Below are 17,108 nucleotides of genomic sequence, written 5' to 3'. Positions count from 1 at the left end.
TCCCGCCCGCAAGCTTCAGGGGGGATTGGCCGGCGATGTGGTTTCGGAGTCTCACTTATGTCGGGCTTCTCGGGCTGGGGCTGGCCGCGGCCGGCCCGGCGGCGGCCCAGGAGCCCGACCGGATCTTCGACAAGTCGACGGTCTGGCGTCCGCTGACGCCCAACGACAAGCTCGTCGTCTACGGCGTGGATGATCCGGCGGTCTTGGGGGTCGCCTGCTGGTACACCCAGCCCGAGAAGGGCGGGATCAAGGGCACGCTGGGCCTTGCCGAGGACGTCTCGGACATCTCGCTGGCCTGCCGCCAGACCGGGCCGATCGCCTTCAAGGGCAAGCTCGGCCAGGGCGAGGTCGTATTCAGCGAGCGGCGTTCGCTGATCTTCAAGTCGATGCAGATCGTGCGCGGCTGCGACACGCGGCGCAATACGCTGATCTACATGGTCTATTCGGACAAGGTCATCCAGGGATCGCCGAAGAACTCGACTTCGGCGGTGCCGCTCGCCCCCTGGGGCACGGAGCCGGCGCCCAAATGCGCGGACGCCCTGAAGGGCTGACCGGGGGCGGGGTCGCCCCGTCCGGCCGGGTTCAATCCTGGCAGGTGATGCGGATCGGGCGCTCGGTCGGGGTCGAGATCGGCTGGCTGATGGCGCCGGTATATTCGTCGGCTGCGGCGATGCCGTAGGCATTGGCGGCGGCGTAGCCCTGCGCCTCGCACCACGCGTTGGCGACGACCTGACCGCAGCTGCTGCCGGGCGTCGTCAGGCACTCGCCGACGCCGTATCCGTCGCTCGACGGGATCAGGAAGGTCTTCTCGACGTGGCCGGGCGCCTTCGCGGGGGTCTCGCCGTCGCTGCCCGCCAGGGCGGCATGCGCCAGTCCGGCGGTGGCAAGGGCGGTCACGAGGGCGAGGAAACCGGTGGCCGAGCGTCGCATGGAGGGTCCTTGGGCACAGGATCTGTGGCGTGAGGAACGTCGGACGGACGGTCCGACGGCGCGGTTAAGGAAGCCTTACCCGGATGGCGCGAAGGCCTTCTCGAATTCCTCACGCTTTTGGGTTAGCCCGATCACGCGCGCCGCGCCGTCGCGGCGATGCAACAGGATGCGGTGGCGGTGTGGTTTGCAGCGCCACGGTTCTGCCGCTCTTCGCCGTGCGCGACCCGTAGGTCTTTGACGGCAGGGTGGATTTGGCCGGCGGTAGCGGGGCGTCGCGCGCCGGCCGCGGCGCCGGGCGGAGGATGGATTTCATGGCGCCGATGTTGCGGCTTCACAACACGCTGACCGGCACCAAGGAAACCTTCGCGCCGATCGATCCCGCGCATGTCCGGCTCTACGCCTGCGGCCCCACCGTCTACGACGCCGCCCATATCGGCAACGCCCGGCCGATCATCGTCTTCGACCTGCTGTTCCGGCTGCTGCGCTACCTCTACGGCCCGGCGCACGTGACCTACGCCCGCAACGTCACGGACGTGGACGACAAGATCAACGCCCGGGCGGCCGCGCGCGGGATCACCATCCGCGACCTCACCGACGGGACGCTGGCCCAGTTCCACCGGGACGTGCGCGACCTCGGCGTCCTGATGCCGGAGGACGTGAACGTGGCGGGCGAGCGGCCCCGCTTCGTCGAGCCCCGCGCCACCGACCACATCGCCGAGATGGTGGCGATGATCGAGGCGCTGGTCCGCGCGGGCCACGCCTACGTGGCGGAGGGCCACGTCCTGTTCGACGTGCCGTCGATGCCGGATTACGGCGGCCTGTCCCGGCGCCCCCTCGACGAGATGGAGGCCGGCGCCCGGGTCGAGGTCGCGCCCTACAAGCGCTCGCCCCTGGATTTCGTGCTGTGGAAGCCGTCGAAGCCCGGCGAGCCGTCCTGGCCGTCCCCCGCCGGGATCGCCGAGCCGGGCCGGCCCGGCTGGCATATCGAGTGCTCCGCGATGTCGGCGAAGCACCTCGGCAAAACCTTCGACATCCATGCGGGCGGGATCGACCTGATCTTCCCCCACCACGAGAACGAGGTGGCCCAGTCGCGCTGCTGCTTCGGCACGCCGGTGATGGCCAATGTCTGGCTGCACAACGGCTTCCTCCAGGTCGAGGGGGAGAAGATGTCGAAGTCGCTCGGCAACTTCATCACCATCCGCGACGTGCTGAAGGACTGGCCGGGGGAGGTGGTGCGCCTCACCATGCTCAAGACCCACTATCGACAGCCGATCGACTGGACGCTGCGCGGGCTCGAGGAGTCGAGCCGCGTGCTCGACCGGTGGTACAACGCCGCCGGGGACGAACCCGCCGCCCCCGCCATGCCCGGCGCGGTGGTCGATGCCCTGTGCGACGACCTCAACACACCGGCGGCGATCAACGAACTCCACCGGCTCGCGGGCGCCGAGGCGCAACCGGCGGGCCTGCGGGCGGGCGCGAACCTGTTCGGGCTGCTGACCCGCACCCGCAGCGGCCGCGAGCAGGAACAGGTCGCCGCCGCCGGCATCGACGTCGCGGCGGTCGAGGCGTTGATCGCCGAGCGCCGCGCCGCGCGGGCCGCCAAGGACTGGGCCGCCTCCGACCGGACCCGGGACGCGCTCGCGGCGTTGGGCGTGACCGTCAAGGACAACAAGGACGGCACGACCACCTGGACCGTAGCCCGCTGATCGCCGCGCCCGCGTCCTCTCGCCCGCTTGCGCCGGTCCGGGCGGACGGCATCTGTGGTTCGGGCCGTCCCATGGCGGGACACGGCGCCGGGAGGGATCCGCAGGTGAGTATCTTCACGACCTTCGGTGCGCGGTTCGCGGTTTTGGCGTTCGGGCTCGGCCTGTCCGGGCCGGCCGCAGCCATCGAGGGCGGCGCCCCGGCGGGACGGGACGCCCTGGCGCAGGCGACTGTCGCCATCGGCACGATCACCCAGCCCGAGGAGGCGCTGCGCCTGACCCGCTGCACAGGGGTGCTGATCGCCCCGGACCTCGTGCTGACGGCGGCGCATTGCGTGAACGGCGATCCCCTCGGCGCCCTGGTGGTGTTCTTCCGCGGCAGCGAGCCGGCGGGGCGGGTCTACGCGGCCCGGATCGCCGCCCGCTACAGTCCCGATCCCGGGGAGATGCTGCCGAACGCGGCGCCGGACGTCAGCCTCGCCGACCTCTCCCTCGACCTCGCCGTGCTGCGCCTCACCGAGCCGGTGCGCGACCGGCGCCCGATCGCCTTGGCGACCGAGCCGCGCCGGGTGCCCAAGAGCCTGCGGATCGCCGGGGCGGGCCTCTCCGGGCGCATGGTCGGGCGGCTGCGGACGGCCAGCCTCACGCCGCTCGCGGCCAGCAGTACGGGACTGACCATCGCGCGGGCGAACGGCGCCCGGGTCTGCTTCGGCGATTCCGGCGGGCCGGTGGTCGCGCAGGATCGGGGCGGCACCTACGTCTGGGGGATCGCCAGCGCCGTGATCAGCCGGTCCGCCCCCTGCGGCGGCTACGTGGTGATCGCCCCGGCCGCCCAGGTGTTCACGGGACAGCGCTGAGGCTGCCGGTCCACCAACCCGCAATCGCGTTCTCAGCTACAAGTGTGACGGGTCTCGCGGGAGAATGGCCGATACTGACTTCGTATTCGGCGCCGCCGCGCTGAAAGAAGAGCACTTTTCCCTCCCCCTTGCGGGGAAGAGCGTGCGTTGCGACCGTCCGAAAATGCGAAAACCCCGCGCGGTCGGACCGCACGGGGTTTTCGGGACCGGATGGGAGGCGGTTCAGACCGCCATGCGCTCCTCGCCGTCCATCGGCTCGCGCAGCACGTAGCCGCGGCCCCAGACGGTTTCGATGTAGTTCTTGCCCTGGCTGGCGTTGGCGAGCTTCTTGCGCAGCTTGCAGATGAACACGTCGATGATCTTCAGCTCGGGCTCGTCCATGCCGCCGTAGAGATGGTTGAGGAACATCTCCTTGGTGAGCGTCGTGCCCTTCCGGAGGGAGAGGAGTTCCAGCATCTGGTACTCCTTGCCGGTCAGGTGCACCCGGGCGCCGCCGACCTCGACGGTCTTCTGGTCGAGGTTCACGATCAGGTCGCCGGTGGTGATCACCGACTGGGCGTGGCCCTTCGAGCGGCGCACGATGGCGTGGATGCGGGCGACCAGCTCGTCCTTGTGGAACGGCTTGGTGAGGTAGTCGTCCGCCCCGAAGCCCAGACCCTTCACCTTGTCCTCGATGCCGGCCATGCCGGACAGGATCAGGATCGGCGTCTTGACCTTCGCCACCCGCAGGTTGCGCAGCACCTCGTAGCCCGACATGTCGGGCAGGTTCAGATCGAGGAGGATGATGTCGTAATCGTAGAGCTTGCCGAGATCGATCCCTTCCTCACCCAGGTCGGTGGTGTAGGTGTTGAAGTTCTCGGACTTGAGCATCAACTCGATGCTCTGCGCGGTCGCGCTGTCGTCCTCGATCAAAAGTACCCGCATCGTCGGTCCCCAGCCCAGCCGGCCGCATCAGCGCGCAGACACGTCCCCACCGTTCGCCCGCCACCGGCCTGTGGACGGGCGCTCCGTCGCTCTTGACGTGGAACGCTATGGATTAATCGTTAACAAAACCTGATTCCCACCCGCAAGCGGCTCGTTCCCGGATCCGCGCGTTTGACCGAAGGAATGTTGCTCCCCCGGTCCCGTTCACGGCCGTGATTCCACCCCGTTCGCGGCCAGGGCATCCGCCCTGGCGGTGTAAGTACTTCTCACGCAACGCTTCGCTCAGACCTGTGGTTCACCGGACACAGGGGCCCGACTTTTCGTCGAGCTTGGCCGTCGAACACCGCCGGATCGAGCCGCTACGTGCCCGTCCAGCGCAGTGTTAAGGAGGCCGGTAAACGAAGCGTTGAGAGCGCGGCTCATGACACAGGATTCGGCAAGATCCGTCTCTTCGCTGGCGGCGGCGCGGGCGGCCCTGGACCGTGTCGAGGTGCTGGAGACCTTCGGCCGGGTCGTGGCGATCCGCGGCCTCCTCGTGGAGGTCGCCGGACCGGTCGCCGCCATGCGGCTCGGCGGCCGGATCGACGTGGAGGGGGCGAACGGCCACGGGCTGGTGCCCTGCGAGATCATCGGCTTCCAGGGCGACCGGGCGCTCGCCATGCCGTTCGGATCCCTGGAGGGCGTCCGCCGCGGCTGCCCGGCCTATGTGCGCGATGAATCGGCCGGCGCGATCCGCCCCTCCGGCGGCTGGCTGGGCCGGGTGGTCGACGCCCTGGGGCGGCCGGTGGACGGGATCGGGCCCCTCCCGCAGGGGCCGGACGTCTACGCCCTGCGGGCCGATCCGCCCCCCGCGCACGCCCGCAGCCGGGTCGGGCCGCCGCTGGATCTCGGCGTCCGGTGCATCAACACCTTCCTGACCATGTGCGCCGGTCAGCGGATGGGCATCTTCGCGGGCTCCGGCGTCGGAAAGTCGGTGCTGCTGTCGATGCTCGCCCGCTACACCGCCGCCGACGTGGCGGTGATCGGCCTCGTCGGCGAGCGCGGCCGCGAGGTCCAGGAGTTTCTCCAGGACGATCTCGGCGCCGCCGGGCTGGCCCGCTCGGTCGTGGTGGTGGCCACCTCCGACGAGCCGGCGCTCATGCGCCGCAACGCCGCCTACGCGACCCTCTCGATCGCCGAGTATTTCCGCGATCAGGGCGCCAAGGTCCTGTGCATGATCGACTCGATCACACGCTTCGCCATGGCCCAGCGCGACATCGGCCTCGCGGCGGGGGAGCCGCCCACCGCCAAGGGCTACACCCCGACGGTCTTCTCGGAACTGCCGCGCCTGCTCGAACGGGCCGGGCCCGGGGTCGGGCAGGGGACGATCTCGGCGCTGTTCACCGTCCTGGTCGAGGGCGACGATCACAATGAGCCCGTGGCCGACGCCGTCCGCGGCATCCTCGACGGCCACATCGTCATGGAGCGGGCCATCGCCGAGCGCGGGCGCTACCCGGCGATCAACGTGCTGCGCTCGGTCTCGCGGACCATGCCGCGCTCCTGCGATCCGGCCTATCTGCCGGTGGTCCGCCGGGCCCGCCGGGTGCTGTCCACCTATGCCGACATGGAGGAGCTGATCCGCCTGGGCGCCTACCGCGCCGGCTCCTCGCAGGAGGTCGACGAGGCCGTTGCGCTCATGCCGCACCTTGAGGCTTTTCTGGGGCAAAGTAAGGAAGAAGCAACGTCCATCGGCGATGGTTACGCACGGCTCGGCCAGATCGTCGGCGGGGCCTAGGGGCACGGGCCGGGCGCGATCCCGGGCGGGGCCTTGAGCGTTGCGTGGAGTGAGCGTCCAGATGAAATCGCGTGACACGCTGATCCGCTTGCGCCGCTTCCAGGTCGACGAGAAGCGCCGTCGCGTGACCCAGATCGAGATGATGATGGCCGACTTCCAGCGGATGGCGGTGGAGCTCGACCGCGAGGTCTCCGTGGAGGAGGCACGCGCCGGCATCACCGATGTCGGTCATTTCGCCTACCCGACCTATGCCCGCGCGGCGGCCACCCGCCGGGACAACATGCGCCAGTCCGCCCAGGCGCTGGAGGGCCAGCTCGCCGAGGCCAAGGCCGAGCTCGGCGAGGCCTTCGAGGAACTGAAGAAGGTCGAGATCCTCAACGATCGCGAGCGCACCGCCGAGCGGGTGGCCGAATCGGTCCGCGATCAGGCCGCGATGGATGGGATCGGGCTGAACCGCGCCCGGGGCTGAGGCGTGTCGCGGCGGCGGGCTTGACCGTGCGCGCGGCACGAAACCGTCATGATCCCCTGACAAGGGGGTTCCACGGTGGCGTCACGCCGCTTGCAGGGCGTCGCATGACGGCGCATCAGGGGCACTCCCCGGGGCGTCGGTGTTCATGAAGAAGATCAGCGAGTTCATCTGGCCGGTCATCGGCCTCGCCGCCGTCGTCGTGTCAGGTTACTTCCTCTACCAGGAATTGAAGACTACATCCCTCGCGGCGATCTGGGCCGCGATCCTCGCGATCCCGCCGCACCGGATCCTGCTGGCGGCGTTCTCGACCCTGGTCGCCTACGCGGCCCTGGCCTGGTACGACCGGATCGCGCTGCTGCATCTGGGGGTGCGCCACATCTCGTGGCAGTTCGTCTCGCTCTGTTCCTTCACGACCTACGCGCTCTCGCACAATATCGGCGCCTCGGTCTTCTCCGGCGCCCTGGTGCGCTACCGGGCCTACACGGCCAAGGGGCTGACGGCGGCGCAGGTCGCCGTCCTGGTCGCCCTGTGCTCCTTCACGTTCTTCCTCGGCACGGTCCTGCTCGGCGGCTTCACCCTGGTGGTCGACCCGAACCTGCTATCGCGGCTCGAAGGCAAGCTGCCGGGCTTCCTGACCGATCCCAAGGCCGCGCTGATCGTCGGCATCGGCATGCTGGGCTTCGTCGGGCTGTACGTGATCGGCTCGATCCTGCGCCTGCGGCCCCTGCATATCCGCGCGTTCAAGCTCGAATATCCCCGCCCGGGCATCATGGCCCGGCAGCTCCTGGCCGCGCCGCTGGAGCTGCTCGGCGCGGCGGGCATCATCTACTTCGCCCTGCCGGACGCGATGAATCCCGGCTTCATCCCGGTGCTCGCGATCTTCCTGGCTTCGTTCTCGGTGGCCCTGGCCTCGCATGCCCCGGGCGGCCTCGGCGTGTTCGAGATCGTGTTCATCACCGCGATGCACATCACCGACGAGGCCCAGAAGGATGCGATCATCGCGGCGGTGATCATCTTCCGGATCTTCTATTTCTGGATCCCGGCCCTGATCTCGGTGATCGTGGTGATCGCCTTCGAGCGCTCGCGGCTGGCCGCGGCCATCGGCACCGCCGCGCAGGGACCGAAGGCGACCCCGGTGCCGGAGCCGCCCGTCACCATCCCCGGCCTCGACGCACACGAGCTGGAGCGGGAGCTCAAGCAGAAGGCGGTGTGAGACCGGCGGCCGGGCGCGTCCACCGTCGTGGACGACGAGGACGGGCGGGCTCCGCGTCTCTCCCCCCGCGGAGGGGGAGGGTGCAAATCGGTTCTGAACCGCAACACCTTTCGACCGGGCAATGATCCCAAACCCGATCTGTGGCTCCGGTAGCCCGCAGCTCGGAAGGAGAGGTACGGGTCCGGCCCGCTTCGCCCCGAACTGGAACGTCGAAGAAGCAGCGCAGCGCTGCCCGGCGCAGGGGAAGGCCCCACCGCCTGCGGTCCACTCAGATCGAGTTCACCGTCCGCAGCCGCGCCCGCGGATGGATCTCGGCCTGGCTCATCACCGGGGTTTCCCGGCGGAACCGCTCGATGATCGAGCGCACGAAGGGCCGGGTCTGGCCCGAGGTGACCAGGACCGGCATCTCGCCCTGGCGGGCCGCCGTCTCGAAGCGGTCGCGCACCGCCGTGACAAATTCGCTGAGCTTCGAGGGCTGCATCGCGAGGTAGCGTTCCTCCCGCTCGCCGACGATCGCGTCCAGGAAGGCCTGCTCCCAGGCCGGCGACAGGGTGATGATCGGCAAGGTGCCGTTCTGATCCTGGTACTGGGCGCAGATCTGGCGGCCGAGCCGGGCGCGAACGTGCTCGACCACGTCGCGGGGGTTCTTCACGCCGCCCGCCACCTCCGCGACCGCCTCGACGATCGCGCCGAGATCCCGGATCGAGACGCGCTCGGCCAGCAGGAACTGCAGCACCCGCTGGATTCCGGTGGTGGAGATCTGCGACGGCACGATCTCCTTGAGCAGCTCGGCATGCTCCTTGGGCAATTCGCGCAGCAGCTTCGAGACCTCGACGTGGTTGAGGAGTTCGGAGACATGCGCCTTGATCACCTCCGTGAGGTGCGTCGAGACCACCGTGGCGGCGTCCACCACCGTGTAGCCCTTGAGCTGGGCTTGGTCGCGGAGCGAGGCGTCGATCCAGGTCGCCGGCAGGCCGAAGGTCGGCTCCAGCATGTGCTGGCCCGGCAGCTGCACCTGCCCGCCCATCGGGTCCATCGCCATGAATTGGCCCGGGAAGATCCGGCCGGTGCCGGCCTCGATCTCCTTCACCCGGACCACGTAGGTGTTGGCGTCGAGCTGGACGTTGTCCAGGATGCGCACGGACGGCATCACGAAGCCCAGTTCCGCCGCGAGCTGCCGGCGCAGGGCCTTGATCTGATCGGTCAGCCGGTCCTGCCCCTCGCCGTTGACCAGGGCGAGGAGGGCGTAGCCCATCTCGAGCTTCAGGTCGTCGAGCTTCAAGAGGTCGGTGACCGTCTCCTCCTTGGCGGCCGCCGCGGCCGCGACCGCCTTGGCGTCGATCGGGACGCCCTCCGCGTCGACGGGCGGTGCCTCCTTGGCGGTCTTGCTGATCCGCCACGCGGCGTAGCCCGCGCCCCCGCCGAGCAGGAGGAACGGCAGCATCGGCATCCCGGGCAGCAGGGCGATCAGCAGCATCACGGCCGCCGACATGCCGAGCGCCTTCGGATAATGCGCGAGCTGCTTGCCGAGCGCCTTGTCGGCCGCGCCCTTCACGCCGGCCTTCGAGACGAGGAGGCCCGCGGCCGTAGAGACGATCAGGGCCGGGACTTGGCTGGCCAGGCCGTCGCCGATGGTCAGCAGCGTGTAGCTCTTGGCTGCCTCCCCAAAGCTCAGGCCCTGCTGCGCCACCCCGATGATGATGCCGCCCACGACGTTGATGAAGGTGATCATCAGGGCCGCCATCGCGTCGCCGCGGACGAATTTCGAGGCACCGTCCATGGCGCCGAAGAAGGACGATTCCTCCTCCAGCGCCGCGCGCCGGGCCTTGGCGGCCTTCTCGTCGATCAGCCCCGCCGACAGATCGGCGTCGATGGCCATCTGCTTGCCGGGCATCGCATCGAGGGTGAAGCGGGCCGCGACCTCGGCGATGCGGCCCGAGCCCTTCGTGATGACGACGAAGTTCACGATGATCAGGATCGCGAACACGATGATCCCGATGACGAAATTGCCGCCCATCACGAAATGGCCGAAGGCCTCGATCACCTGGCCCGCCGCCGCCGTGCCCTCGTGGCCGTGACCGAGGATCAGGCGGGTCGAGGCGAGATTGAGGGCCAGCCGCAGCATCGTCGCGATGAGCAGCAGGGTCGGGAAGACCGTGAATTCCAGCGGGTTGTCGATCGACAGGCCGGTCATCATGATCAGCACCGAGGTGATGATCGAGACCGCCAGCAGCAGGTCGAGCAGCATGGCCGGCAGCGGGAAGATCAGGACCGCGAGGATCCCCAGCACGCCGGTGGCGAACAGGAGGTCCGAGCGCTTCGACAGGGCCTGCATGTCGCCGCGGGTGGGCAGCGCGAACTGTCCCAGCATCGCTGCGACGCCCGTTCGTGCCGGCGCGATCGCCGTCTCCGCCATCGATCCCACCCATCGCCCTCCGCCGCGGATGCATCCCGCGCGACGGACCCGGCAAGATCTGCCGGGCGGATGGTTAGCGGTCCGTTAAGGCGGTCGCGGCGCAGGACGGGAACCCGGTGCGGCCCCGCCGCTTGATCGGTCGGCGATCGCACCGCGCGGGACTGCGGGACCAATCCCGGGCTGCACCGACCGGCGGTGCCGTCGCCGAGCATCCGGGCCCACGGCCCGTCGACTCGGGAGACTTCCATGGCCGCGCGCGCTCTGACCGCTCTGTTCGATGATTACGAGGCCGCTGCCCGGGCGGTGGATCAGATGGAGGCGGCCGGCATCCCCCACGCCGACATCAGCATCATCTCGAACCGGGGCGAGCCCGGCGCCACCGCGCTGCCGCCGATCGACAAGGCGCATGAACCGGTCGAGGCAGTGGATTCCGCCGGCACCGGCGCGACGGTCGGGACCGTGCTCGGCGGCGGTGCGGGCCTGCTCGCCGGCCTCGGGCTTCTCGCCATCCCCGGCCTCGGCCCGGTCGTGGCCGCGGGCTGGCTCGTGGCGACCGTCACCGCCGCCGGCGTCGGGGCCGCCGCCGGAGGGCTGATCGGCGGTCTCACCGGGGCGGGATTGAGCGAGGGCGAGGCCGAGACCTACGCCGAGGGCGTGCGACGGGGCGGCACCCTGGTGACGGTCCGGGTCGAGGATTCCCGGGCCGACCATGTGCTGACCATCCTGGATCAGGCGGGCTCGATCGATCTCGACGAGCGTGCCGACGGCTGGCGGTCGCAGGGCTGGACCGGTGGAACCGTCGGTCCGGCGGCCGGTCGGTCCGACATCCCGGCCTGAACCGTCCGCCGCTCCCGGGGGCGGACCGTCAGGACATCATCTTGCGGGCGAACATCGCCGCCGCGAACAGGACCGCGGCGCCCGCGGTGACGAGGCTGATCATCAGCATCCGGCGCGGCTCGGTCGAGGATTCGGCCCGGACCGGCTCCACGATCGGGCTGAAGAACTCGATCTGCCGGGATGCGACGATGCGGGCGCGCTCGTAGGCGGTCAGCACCTGCTGATAGTATTTCTCGGCGTTCTTGCGATCGTTCTCAAGCGCCTCGAACCGCGTCAGCGCGTCCGAGAGCAGGCGCTTCTGCTCCGGATCCTGGCTGGCGGATTGCCGCTCGATCCGGTTGATGTTGTCGTCGAGATCCCTGATCTGCTGCTTGATGTCGATGATCCGGCGGGATTCCGGCCCGAGGTCGCGCTGGCCGATGGCGAGCTGGACCGCGAGGTTGATGCGGGCCGCGCGCAGTTCGGCCACCATCTTCAGATTGACTTCGTTCGACTTCTGCGCGTCGAGCACGCCCTCGCGGTTGCGCAGGTCCCGCATCGCGACGCGGATCTTGGTCATCCGCTCTTCGGCGAGCTTCAGCTCGCGGGTGCTCTCGGCCACCGCATCCTCACGCGCCTTGACGCTGAGGTCGTTCACCATCCGCTCGGCCTCCTTCATGACGGCCTTGGTGATGGCGAGGGACTGATCCGGGTCGAACGCCTGGACGCTGACCGCCATGATCCCGGATCCGGGCTCGATCTCGATATCGACGCGCCGCTTCCAGTAGCGAAGGAACTTCTCGATCGGCTTGTTCGGGTCGAAGCGCGAGAAATAATCGATGCCCTCGTTGCCGAACCACTCGCGCAGGGGCAGCTGCGCCTCGAGCGTCTCCAGCATCGGTCGGCTCAGGATGTATTCGTGGGTGATCATCGTGTCCTGAGCCACCATCTGGCTCGGCACACCCGAACTGGTCCCGACCGAATCCGGGGTCGCCTTGTCGGCCGTGCCGATGGCCGGCCGGATCGCGAACCGCGCTTCGGTGACGTACCGGTCCGAGGCGATCAATCCGTAATAGACCGCCCCGGCCAGCGCCGGCAGCACGAAGCACAGCGCGAACAGAACCGGGACCCAGGGATCGTTCTTGACGTGGCTCTGGTAGGACCGGATGCCCTTCTTGCGGTCGGCGAAGCGCGACATGCGGGCGATTTGGCGCAGCGACTCGGTGATCGCCTGCTGGCGGGCCGCAGTCGTGACCGGCTGCCCCTCGGCTTTCCGGATCTCCATGTTCATGGCTTGATTCCCGGCCTCCCCGGCCTCGAAGGTCGACCCCCGCCGAGGCTCTCGACCGGGCCGCAGCGCACGCGTCCGAAGCCTGTCCCACGCGGAGACGGCAAAAGCATGTCTTTACGGCCGCGCCACGTCCCGGCTCACGCGTTCAGGCGCCGATAGACCTCGATGGCGTCGTTGACGTCCTCGTAGATGATCGCGCGGCCGTTGAGCAGCACGAGGCCCTGCGAGCACCATTGCCGGATCACCTCCATGGAGTGCGAGACCATGATGACGTCGGCATGCTTGCGGCGCTGGGAGAAGACCTCGTCGCAGCGCTTGGAGAACCGGGCGTCGCCGACCGAGGTGATCTCGTCGATCAGGTAGCAGTCGAACGGGATCGCCATGCTCATCCCGAAGGCGAGGCGCGCGCCCATGCCCGACGAGTAGGTGTAGATCGGCACGTCCAGGTAGCTGCCGAGCTCCGAGAAGTCCTCGACGAATTCCAGGACCTTCCGCGGATCTTCCCCGTAGATCCGGGCCACGAACATGACGTTGTCGCGGCCGGTCATCTTCGGGTGGAACCCGCCCGCGAAGCCGAGCGGCCACGAGACCCGCAGGCCGCGGTGGATCTTGCCCCGGGTCGGGTCCTCGGTCCCGGCGATCAGCCGCATCGTGGTCGACTTGCCGGCGCCGTTGATGCCGAGGATCCCGTAGGAGACGCCCGGCTTCAGGGTGAACGACGCGTGTTCCAGGATGGTCCGCTTGTGACCGTCCGTCCGGTAGACCTTGCTGACTTTCTCGAATCGGATCACCGGGGTGGTCTCCAGGGCGGATCGCCGAACCGCCGGTCCGAGCTGTCGGATGGGCGCGCTCCTGCCCGCCGAAAGCGGCAAATATGAGAACGCGCCCGACCCGGACGGCCACCCCGAGGCCCCTTTCCGAACAGGCGGGCTACAGAACGGGCCAGCATGAAAGTGCAGCTCATGGCCACGTCATTGACGCATTCCGGCATATGGCATACCAAATACCAGCGGTCCGGACGCAGATCAGCGGTGCTGGGCCGACGATCTGGAACTTTAACTCCAGGCCGGGGGAGAAAGGTCGTCCATGTCCGACGCGGAGACCCGCATGCGAGCCGGTGCCTCGTCCGACGTCGCCCGATTCAGCTCCGCCATCGGGGACGCCGTGGTGGTGGCCGACCCGGAGGGTGCGATCACGGTCTGGAACCCGGCGGCCGAGCGGATCTTCGGCTTCGCCGCCGCGGAGGCTCTGGGCCGGACCCTGGACCTGATCACGCCCGAGCGGCACCGCCGCCGTCACTGGGACGGCTACGCGAAGACGATGCAGACCGGCATCACCCGCTACGGGGCGGAGACCCTGAGGGTGCCGGCGATCCACAAGGACGGGAGCCAGCTCTCCATCGCCTTCACGGTGGGGATGGTGCGCGACGCGTCCGACCGGATCACGGGAATCGTCGCGGTGATCCGCGACGAGACCGAGCGCTGGACCGCGGAGAAGCAGCTGCGCCAGCGCGTGGCCGAACTCGAAGCCGCATCGGATCGACCGGACCGGGCCTCCTGAGTCCCGGCGGGCCGCCCGGGGCCGCCATCACCGAAACTGCCATCACCGACAGGGAGAACGCCCCATGAGCAAGCCGCTGGAAGGGATCAAGATCATCGACTTCACGCACGTCCAGGCGGGGCCCGCCTGCACGCAGTTGCTGGCGTGGTTCGGGGCCGACGTCATCAAGGTCGAGCGCCCCGGCTCCGGCGACGTCACCCGCACGCAGCTGCGCCACGTCGAGGACGCGGATGCCCTCTACTTCACGATGCTTAACTCCAACAAGCGCTCGCTCACCCTGGATACCAAGACCCAGGCCGGCAAGGAGGTTCTGGAGAAGCTGATCAAGGATTCCGACGTCATGGTCGAGAATTTCGGCCCTGGCGCGCTCGACCGGATGGGCTTCTCCTGGGCGCGGATCCAGGCGCTGAACCCGGGCATGATCCTCGCCTCCGTGAAGGGCTTCTCGGACGGCCACCACTACGAGGATCTGAAGGTCTACGAGAACGTCGCGCAATGCGCCGGCGGCGCCGCCTCGACCACCGGCTTCTGGGACGGGCCGCCCACCGTCAGCGCCGCGGCTCTGGGTGATTCCAACACCGGCATGCACCTGGCCATCGGCATCCTCACGGCGCTCCACCACAAGAACAAGTCCGGCACCGGCCAGAAAGTCGCCGTATCGATGCAGGATTCGGTGATCAACCTCTGCCGGGTCAAGCTGCGCGACCAGCAGCGCCTCGACGCGCTCGGCTACCTCGAGGAATATCCGCAATACCCCCACGGCGAATTTTCGGACGTGGTGCCGCGGGGCGGCAACGCGGGCGGCGGTGGCCAGCCGGGCTGGGTGCTCAAGTGCAAGGGCTGGGAGACCGACCCGAACGCCTACATCTACTTCACCATCCAGGGCCATGCCTGGGCGCCGATCTGCAAGGTGCTCGGCCGTGAGGAGTGGATCACCGATCCCGGCTACGACACCGCCCGCGCCCGGCAGGACAAGATCTTCGACATCTTCAAGACCATCGAGGAATGGCTCGCGGACAAGACCAAGTTCGAGGCCGTCGACATCCTGCGCACCTACGACATCCCCTGCGCGCCGGTGCTGTCGATGAAGGAGATCGCCGAGGACAAGTCCCTGCGCGCCAGCGGCACCGTGGTCGAGGTCCCGCACCCGAAGCTCGGCTCGTACCTGACCGTCGGAAGCCCGATCAAGTTCTCCGACATGAGCGTCGAGGTGAAGGCCTCGCCGCTGCTGGGCGAGCACACCGACGAGGTGCTGCAGGGCCTCGGCTACACGCCGGACCAGATCCGGGCCATGCACGAGGCCCGGGCGGTCTGACCGAGACCCTCCGACCTCTGCTATCCTGAGACAGGACGGCGCCGGCCCGCGCCGTCCTGTCGCTGTGCGAGCCGCGGATCGATGCGCCTGTTCCTGAGCCGTTTCCTGCCGGAGCTGAGCCCGGTCAGCCGGCGCGAGCGCCTGCGCGCCGCCGCGGGCGCCCTGGTGGGGATCCTGGCGACGGGCCTCGTCTGCCGGGCCGCGGTCGGTTCGGAGGCGCTGCCGATCCTGATCGCCCCGATGGGCGCCTCGGCGGTGCTGCTGTTCGCGGTCCCGGCGAGCCCGCTGGCGCAGCCCTGGTCGATCCTCGGCGGCAACGTCGTGGCGGCCCTGGTCGGCGTCACGGCGGCCTCGTGGATCCCCGACCCGTTCGTCGCGGCCTCCTGCGCCATCGGGGTGGCGATCGCCCTGATGATGGCCCTGCGCTGCCTGCATCCCCCGAGTGGGGCCGTCGCGCTGACGGCGGTGCTCGGCGGCCCGGCGATCCGCGCGCTCGGCTATGGCTTCGTGCTCTGGCCCGTGGCGGCGAACTCGCTGCTGCTGCTCATCGCCGCCCTGCTGTTCAACAACTTGACCGGACGCGCCTACCCGCATCAGCGCCTGGCCGGCCCTCGGACCGCCGACCCGCCCTCCGACGCCCGGGTCGGGTTCCGGGCCGCCGACCTCGATGCGGCGCTGGAGGATTTCGACCAGGTGCTCGATGTCGACCGGGGCGATCTGGAGCAGATCCTGCGGCGGGTGCAGATGCGGGTCTATGGCCGCCGCTCCGGGTCGATCACCTGCGCGGCGATCATGTCGCGCGACGTGATCGCGGTGGCGCCCGACGCGCCGCTCGGCGAGGCGCTGCGGCTGCTGCGCCACCACCGGATCAAGGCGCTGCCGGTCACCGACGAGGGCGCCCGGGTGCTCGGGATCGTCACCCAGACCGACCTCCTCGACAAGGCGGCCTGGGACCGGGCGGGACCGCGCCTCGGCTGGGGGCGGCGGCTGCGCCTCACCGCGGAGCGGGGCAGGGCGCCCCATGGCTGCGCCGCCGACATCATGAGCCCGGTCGAGCCCGTCCGCCCGGACATGCCCGCCGGCGAACTCGTGCTGCGGCTCTCGGAGGCGGGCCTCCACCACCTTCCGGTGGTCGGTGCCGATGGCCGGCTCGTCGGGATCGTGTCGCAGACGGATCTCATCCCGGCGCTCCTGGCCGAGGCGGGGGCCGCGCGCGCTCCGGCCCGGACCGCCCCGGCCTGAGGCTCAGGCGCTGTCGGGCGGCTCCGCCAGGACGGACGATACCGCCTGCGCCACTACGGCGGGCTGGTCGGCGTGTGGTCCGTTCTTCCGGAGACCTCTGACATCCTCCCCCGGGCGGGAGAGGTCTGCTCTCGCGGAGAGCCGGGTGAGGGACGAGACCTGATCCCAACCCCCTCCCGCCCGGGCTACGCCGTTCACAGATCGCGTCCGGATAGGGGCAACGGGCGACCCCTTTCGGAGGCCACCTTTCCCCGCAGAAGCTACCGGACTCACGCTTCGCAGTCTGACATCAACATCTTGAAAACTGAGCGCTTTTCCCCTCCCCCTTGCGGGGAGGGGTCAGGGGTGGGGGTGGTGCAGAAGGCACCGCCGCGCGTCGTCCGGGACCACCCCCACCGCCAACGCCTCCCCGCACGGGAGAGGGAACCCGCGCCCCGCCGATCTGACCGGCAAGCTTGCTGAGACCTCAAGCCTGTGTCGCCCGTAGCCGCAAGGGGGAGGAGAGAGCGTCTCGGCCAGCGATGCGTGGAGTATCGTAGCCCGCAAAAGGGAGGGCGGGCGTGCGCCTCCGTTGGAGGGGCATTCCCGAACCGGCCGT

Annotated in this window: 15 protein-coding genes; 10 read left to right on the top strand and 5 right to left on the bottom strand. The window is 69.4% G+C overall.

Annotated elements, in window-relative coordinates; all coding sequences use genetic code 11:
- Positions 1-35 precede the first annotated feature (35 nt).
- Positions 36-551: a CreA family protein gene (locus AC3IF1_RS27270; protein ID WP_489220124.1), complete on the top strand. Its 516-nt coding sequence runs from the start codon at positions 36-38 to the stop codon at positions 549-551.
- Between the two features lie 31 nt (positions 552-582).
- On the opposite strand, the gene AC3IF1_RS27265 is transcribed toward AC3IF1_RS27270, so the two are convergent.
- Complete coding sequence (locus AC3IF1_RS27265) at positions 583-930, bottom strand: hypothetical protein (protein WP_489220123.1); 348 nt, start codon at positions 928-930, stop codon at positions 583-585.
- A 311-nt stretch (positions 931-1,241) separates the two neighbouring features.
- Here AC3IF1_RS27265 and cysS point away from each other — a divergent pair, with 311 nt between their 5' ends.
- A complete protein-coding gene (cysS, locus tag AC3IF1_RS27260) occupies positions 1,242-2,636 on the top strand; it encodes a cysteine--tRNA ligase (RefSeq protein ID WP_489220122.1) in 1,395 nt (464 codons plus the stop codon).
- Between the two features lie 104 nt (positions 2,637-2,740).
- A complete protein-coding gene (locus AC3IF1_RS27255) occupies positions 2,741-3,490 on the top strand; it encodes a S1 family peptidase (RefSeq protein ID WP_489220121.1) in 750 nt (249 codons plus the stop codon).
- A 222-nt stretch (positions 3,491-3,712) separates the two neighbouring features.
- On the opposite strand, the gene ctrA is transcribed toward AC3IF1_RS27255, so the two are convergent.
- The gene (ctrA, locus tag AC3IF1_RS27250; protein WP_161393306.1) at positions 3,713-4,414 is read right to left on the bottom strand and encodes a response regulator transcription factor CtrA; all 702 of its coding nucleotides are present in this window, start codon (positions 4,412-4,414) and stop codon (positions 3,713-3,715) included.
- Positions 4,415-4,835: 421 nt separating this feature from the next.
- Here ctrA and fliI point away from each other — a divergent pair, with 421 nt between their 5' ends.
- The 3 genes from fliI (at position 4,836) to AC3IF1_RS27235 (ending at position 7,870) form a co-directional block, all read left to right on the top strand.
- Positions 4,836-6,188: a flagellar protein export ATPase FliI gene (fliI, locus tag AC3IF1_RS27245; protein WP_243971365.1), complete on the top strand. Its 1,353-nt coding sequence runs from the start codon at positions 4,836-4,838 to the stop codon at positions 6,186-6,188.
- Between the two features lie 61 nt (positions 6,189-6,249).
- Entirely contained in the window at positions 6,250-6,657 is a 408-nt protein-coding gene (gene fliJ, locus AC3IF1_RS27240) for a flagellar export protein FliJ (protein WP_243971368.1), read from the top strand.
- A 145-nt stretch (positions 6,658-6,802) separates the two neighbouring features.
- Entirely contained in the window at positions 6,803-7,870 is a 1,068-nt protein-coding gene (locus AC3IF1_RS27235; protein ID WP_489220120.1) for a lysylphosphatidylglycerol synthase domain-containing protein, read from the top strand.
- A 268-nt stretch (positions 7,871-8,138) separates the two neighbouring features.
- On the opposite strand, the gene flhA is transcribed toward AC3IF1_RS27235, so the two are convergent.
- Positions 8,139-10,286, bottom strand: a complete 2,148-nt coding sequence (flhA, locus tag AC3IF1_RS27230) for a flagellar biosynthesis protein FlhA (protein ID WP_243971371.1) — start codon at positions 10,284-10,286, stop codon at positions 8,139-8,141.
- Between the two features lie 246 nt (positions 10,287-10,532).
- Between flhA and AC3IF1_RS27225 the strand changes: the two genes are divergently transcribed.
- Complete coding sequence (locus AC3IF1_RS27225; protein ID WP_243971373.1) at positions 10,533-11,123, top strand: hypothetical protein; 591 nt, start codon at positions 10,533-10,535, stop codon at positions 11,121-11,123.
- A gap of 28 nt (positions 11,124-11,151) precedes the next feature.
- Here AC3IF1_RS27225 and AC3IF1_RS27220 read toward each other — a convergent pair whose 3' ends face one another.
- Together AC3IF1_RS27220 and AC3IF1_RS27215 are read right to left on the bottom strand one after the other, a co-directional pair.
- Positions 11,152-12,393: a KpsE/RkpR family capsule polysaccharide export protein gene (locus AC3IF1_RS27220; RefSeq protein WP_489220119.1), complete on the bottom strand. Its 1,242-nt coding sequence runs from the start codon at positions 12,391-12,393 to the stop codon at positions 11,152-11,154.
- A gap of 137 nt (positions 12,394-12,530) precedes the next feature.
- A complete protein-coding gene (locus AC3IF1_RS27215; protein ID WP_243971377.1) occupies positions 12,531-13,184 on the bottom strand; it encodes an ABC transporter ATP-binding protein in 654 nt (217 codons plus the stop codon).
- A 316-nt stretch (positions 13,185-13,500) separates the two neighbouring features.
- Here AC3IF1_RS27215 and AC3IF1_RS27210 point away from each other — a divergent pair, with 316 nt between their 5' ends.
- The 3 genes from AC3IF1_RS27210 (at position 13,501) to AC3IF1_RS27200 (ending at position 16,510) form a co-directional block, all read left to right on the top strand.
- Positions 13,501-13,953 (top strand): PAS domain-containing protein, encoded by a 453-nt coding sequence (locus tag AC3IF1_RS27210; protein ID WP_489220118.1) that lies wholly within the window; start codon positions 13,501-13,503, stop codon positions 13,951-13,953.
- A gap of 64 nt (positions 13,954-14,017) precedes the next feature.
- Positions 14,018-15,268, top strand: coding sequence for a formyl-CoA transferase (gene frc / locus AC3IF1_RS27205; protein ID WP_489220117.1), 1,251 nt, complete (start codon positions 14,018-14,020; stop codon positions 15,266-15,268).
- Positions 15,269-15,349: 81 nt separating this feature from the next.
- Positions 15,350-16,510, top strand: a complete 1,161-nt coding sequence (locus AC3IF1_RS27200; RefSeq protein ID WP_489220116.1) for an HPP family protein — start codon at positions 15,350-15,352, stop codon at positions 16,508-16,510.
- The last annotated feature ends 598 nt before the right edge of the window (positions 16,511-17,108 follow it).

Source organism: Methylobacterium sp. E-012 (assembly GCF_057836545.1).
The sequence above is the reverse complement of the archived record's forward strand: the minus strand, read 5'-3'. Positions and strand labels throughout refer to the sequence as shown.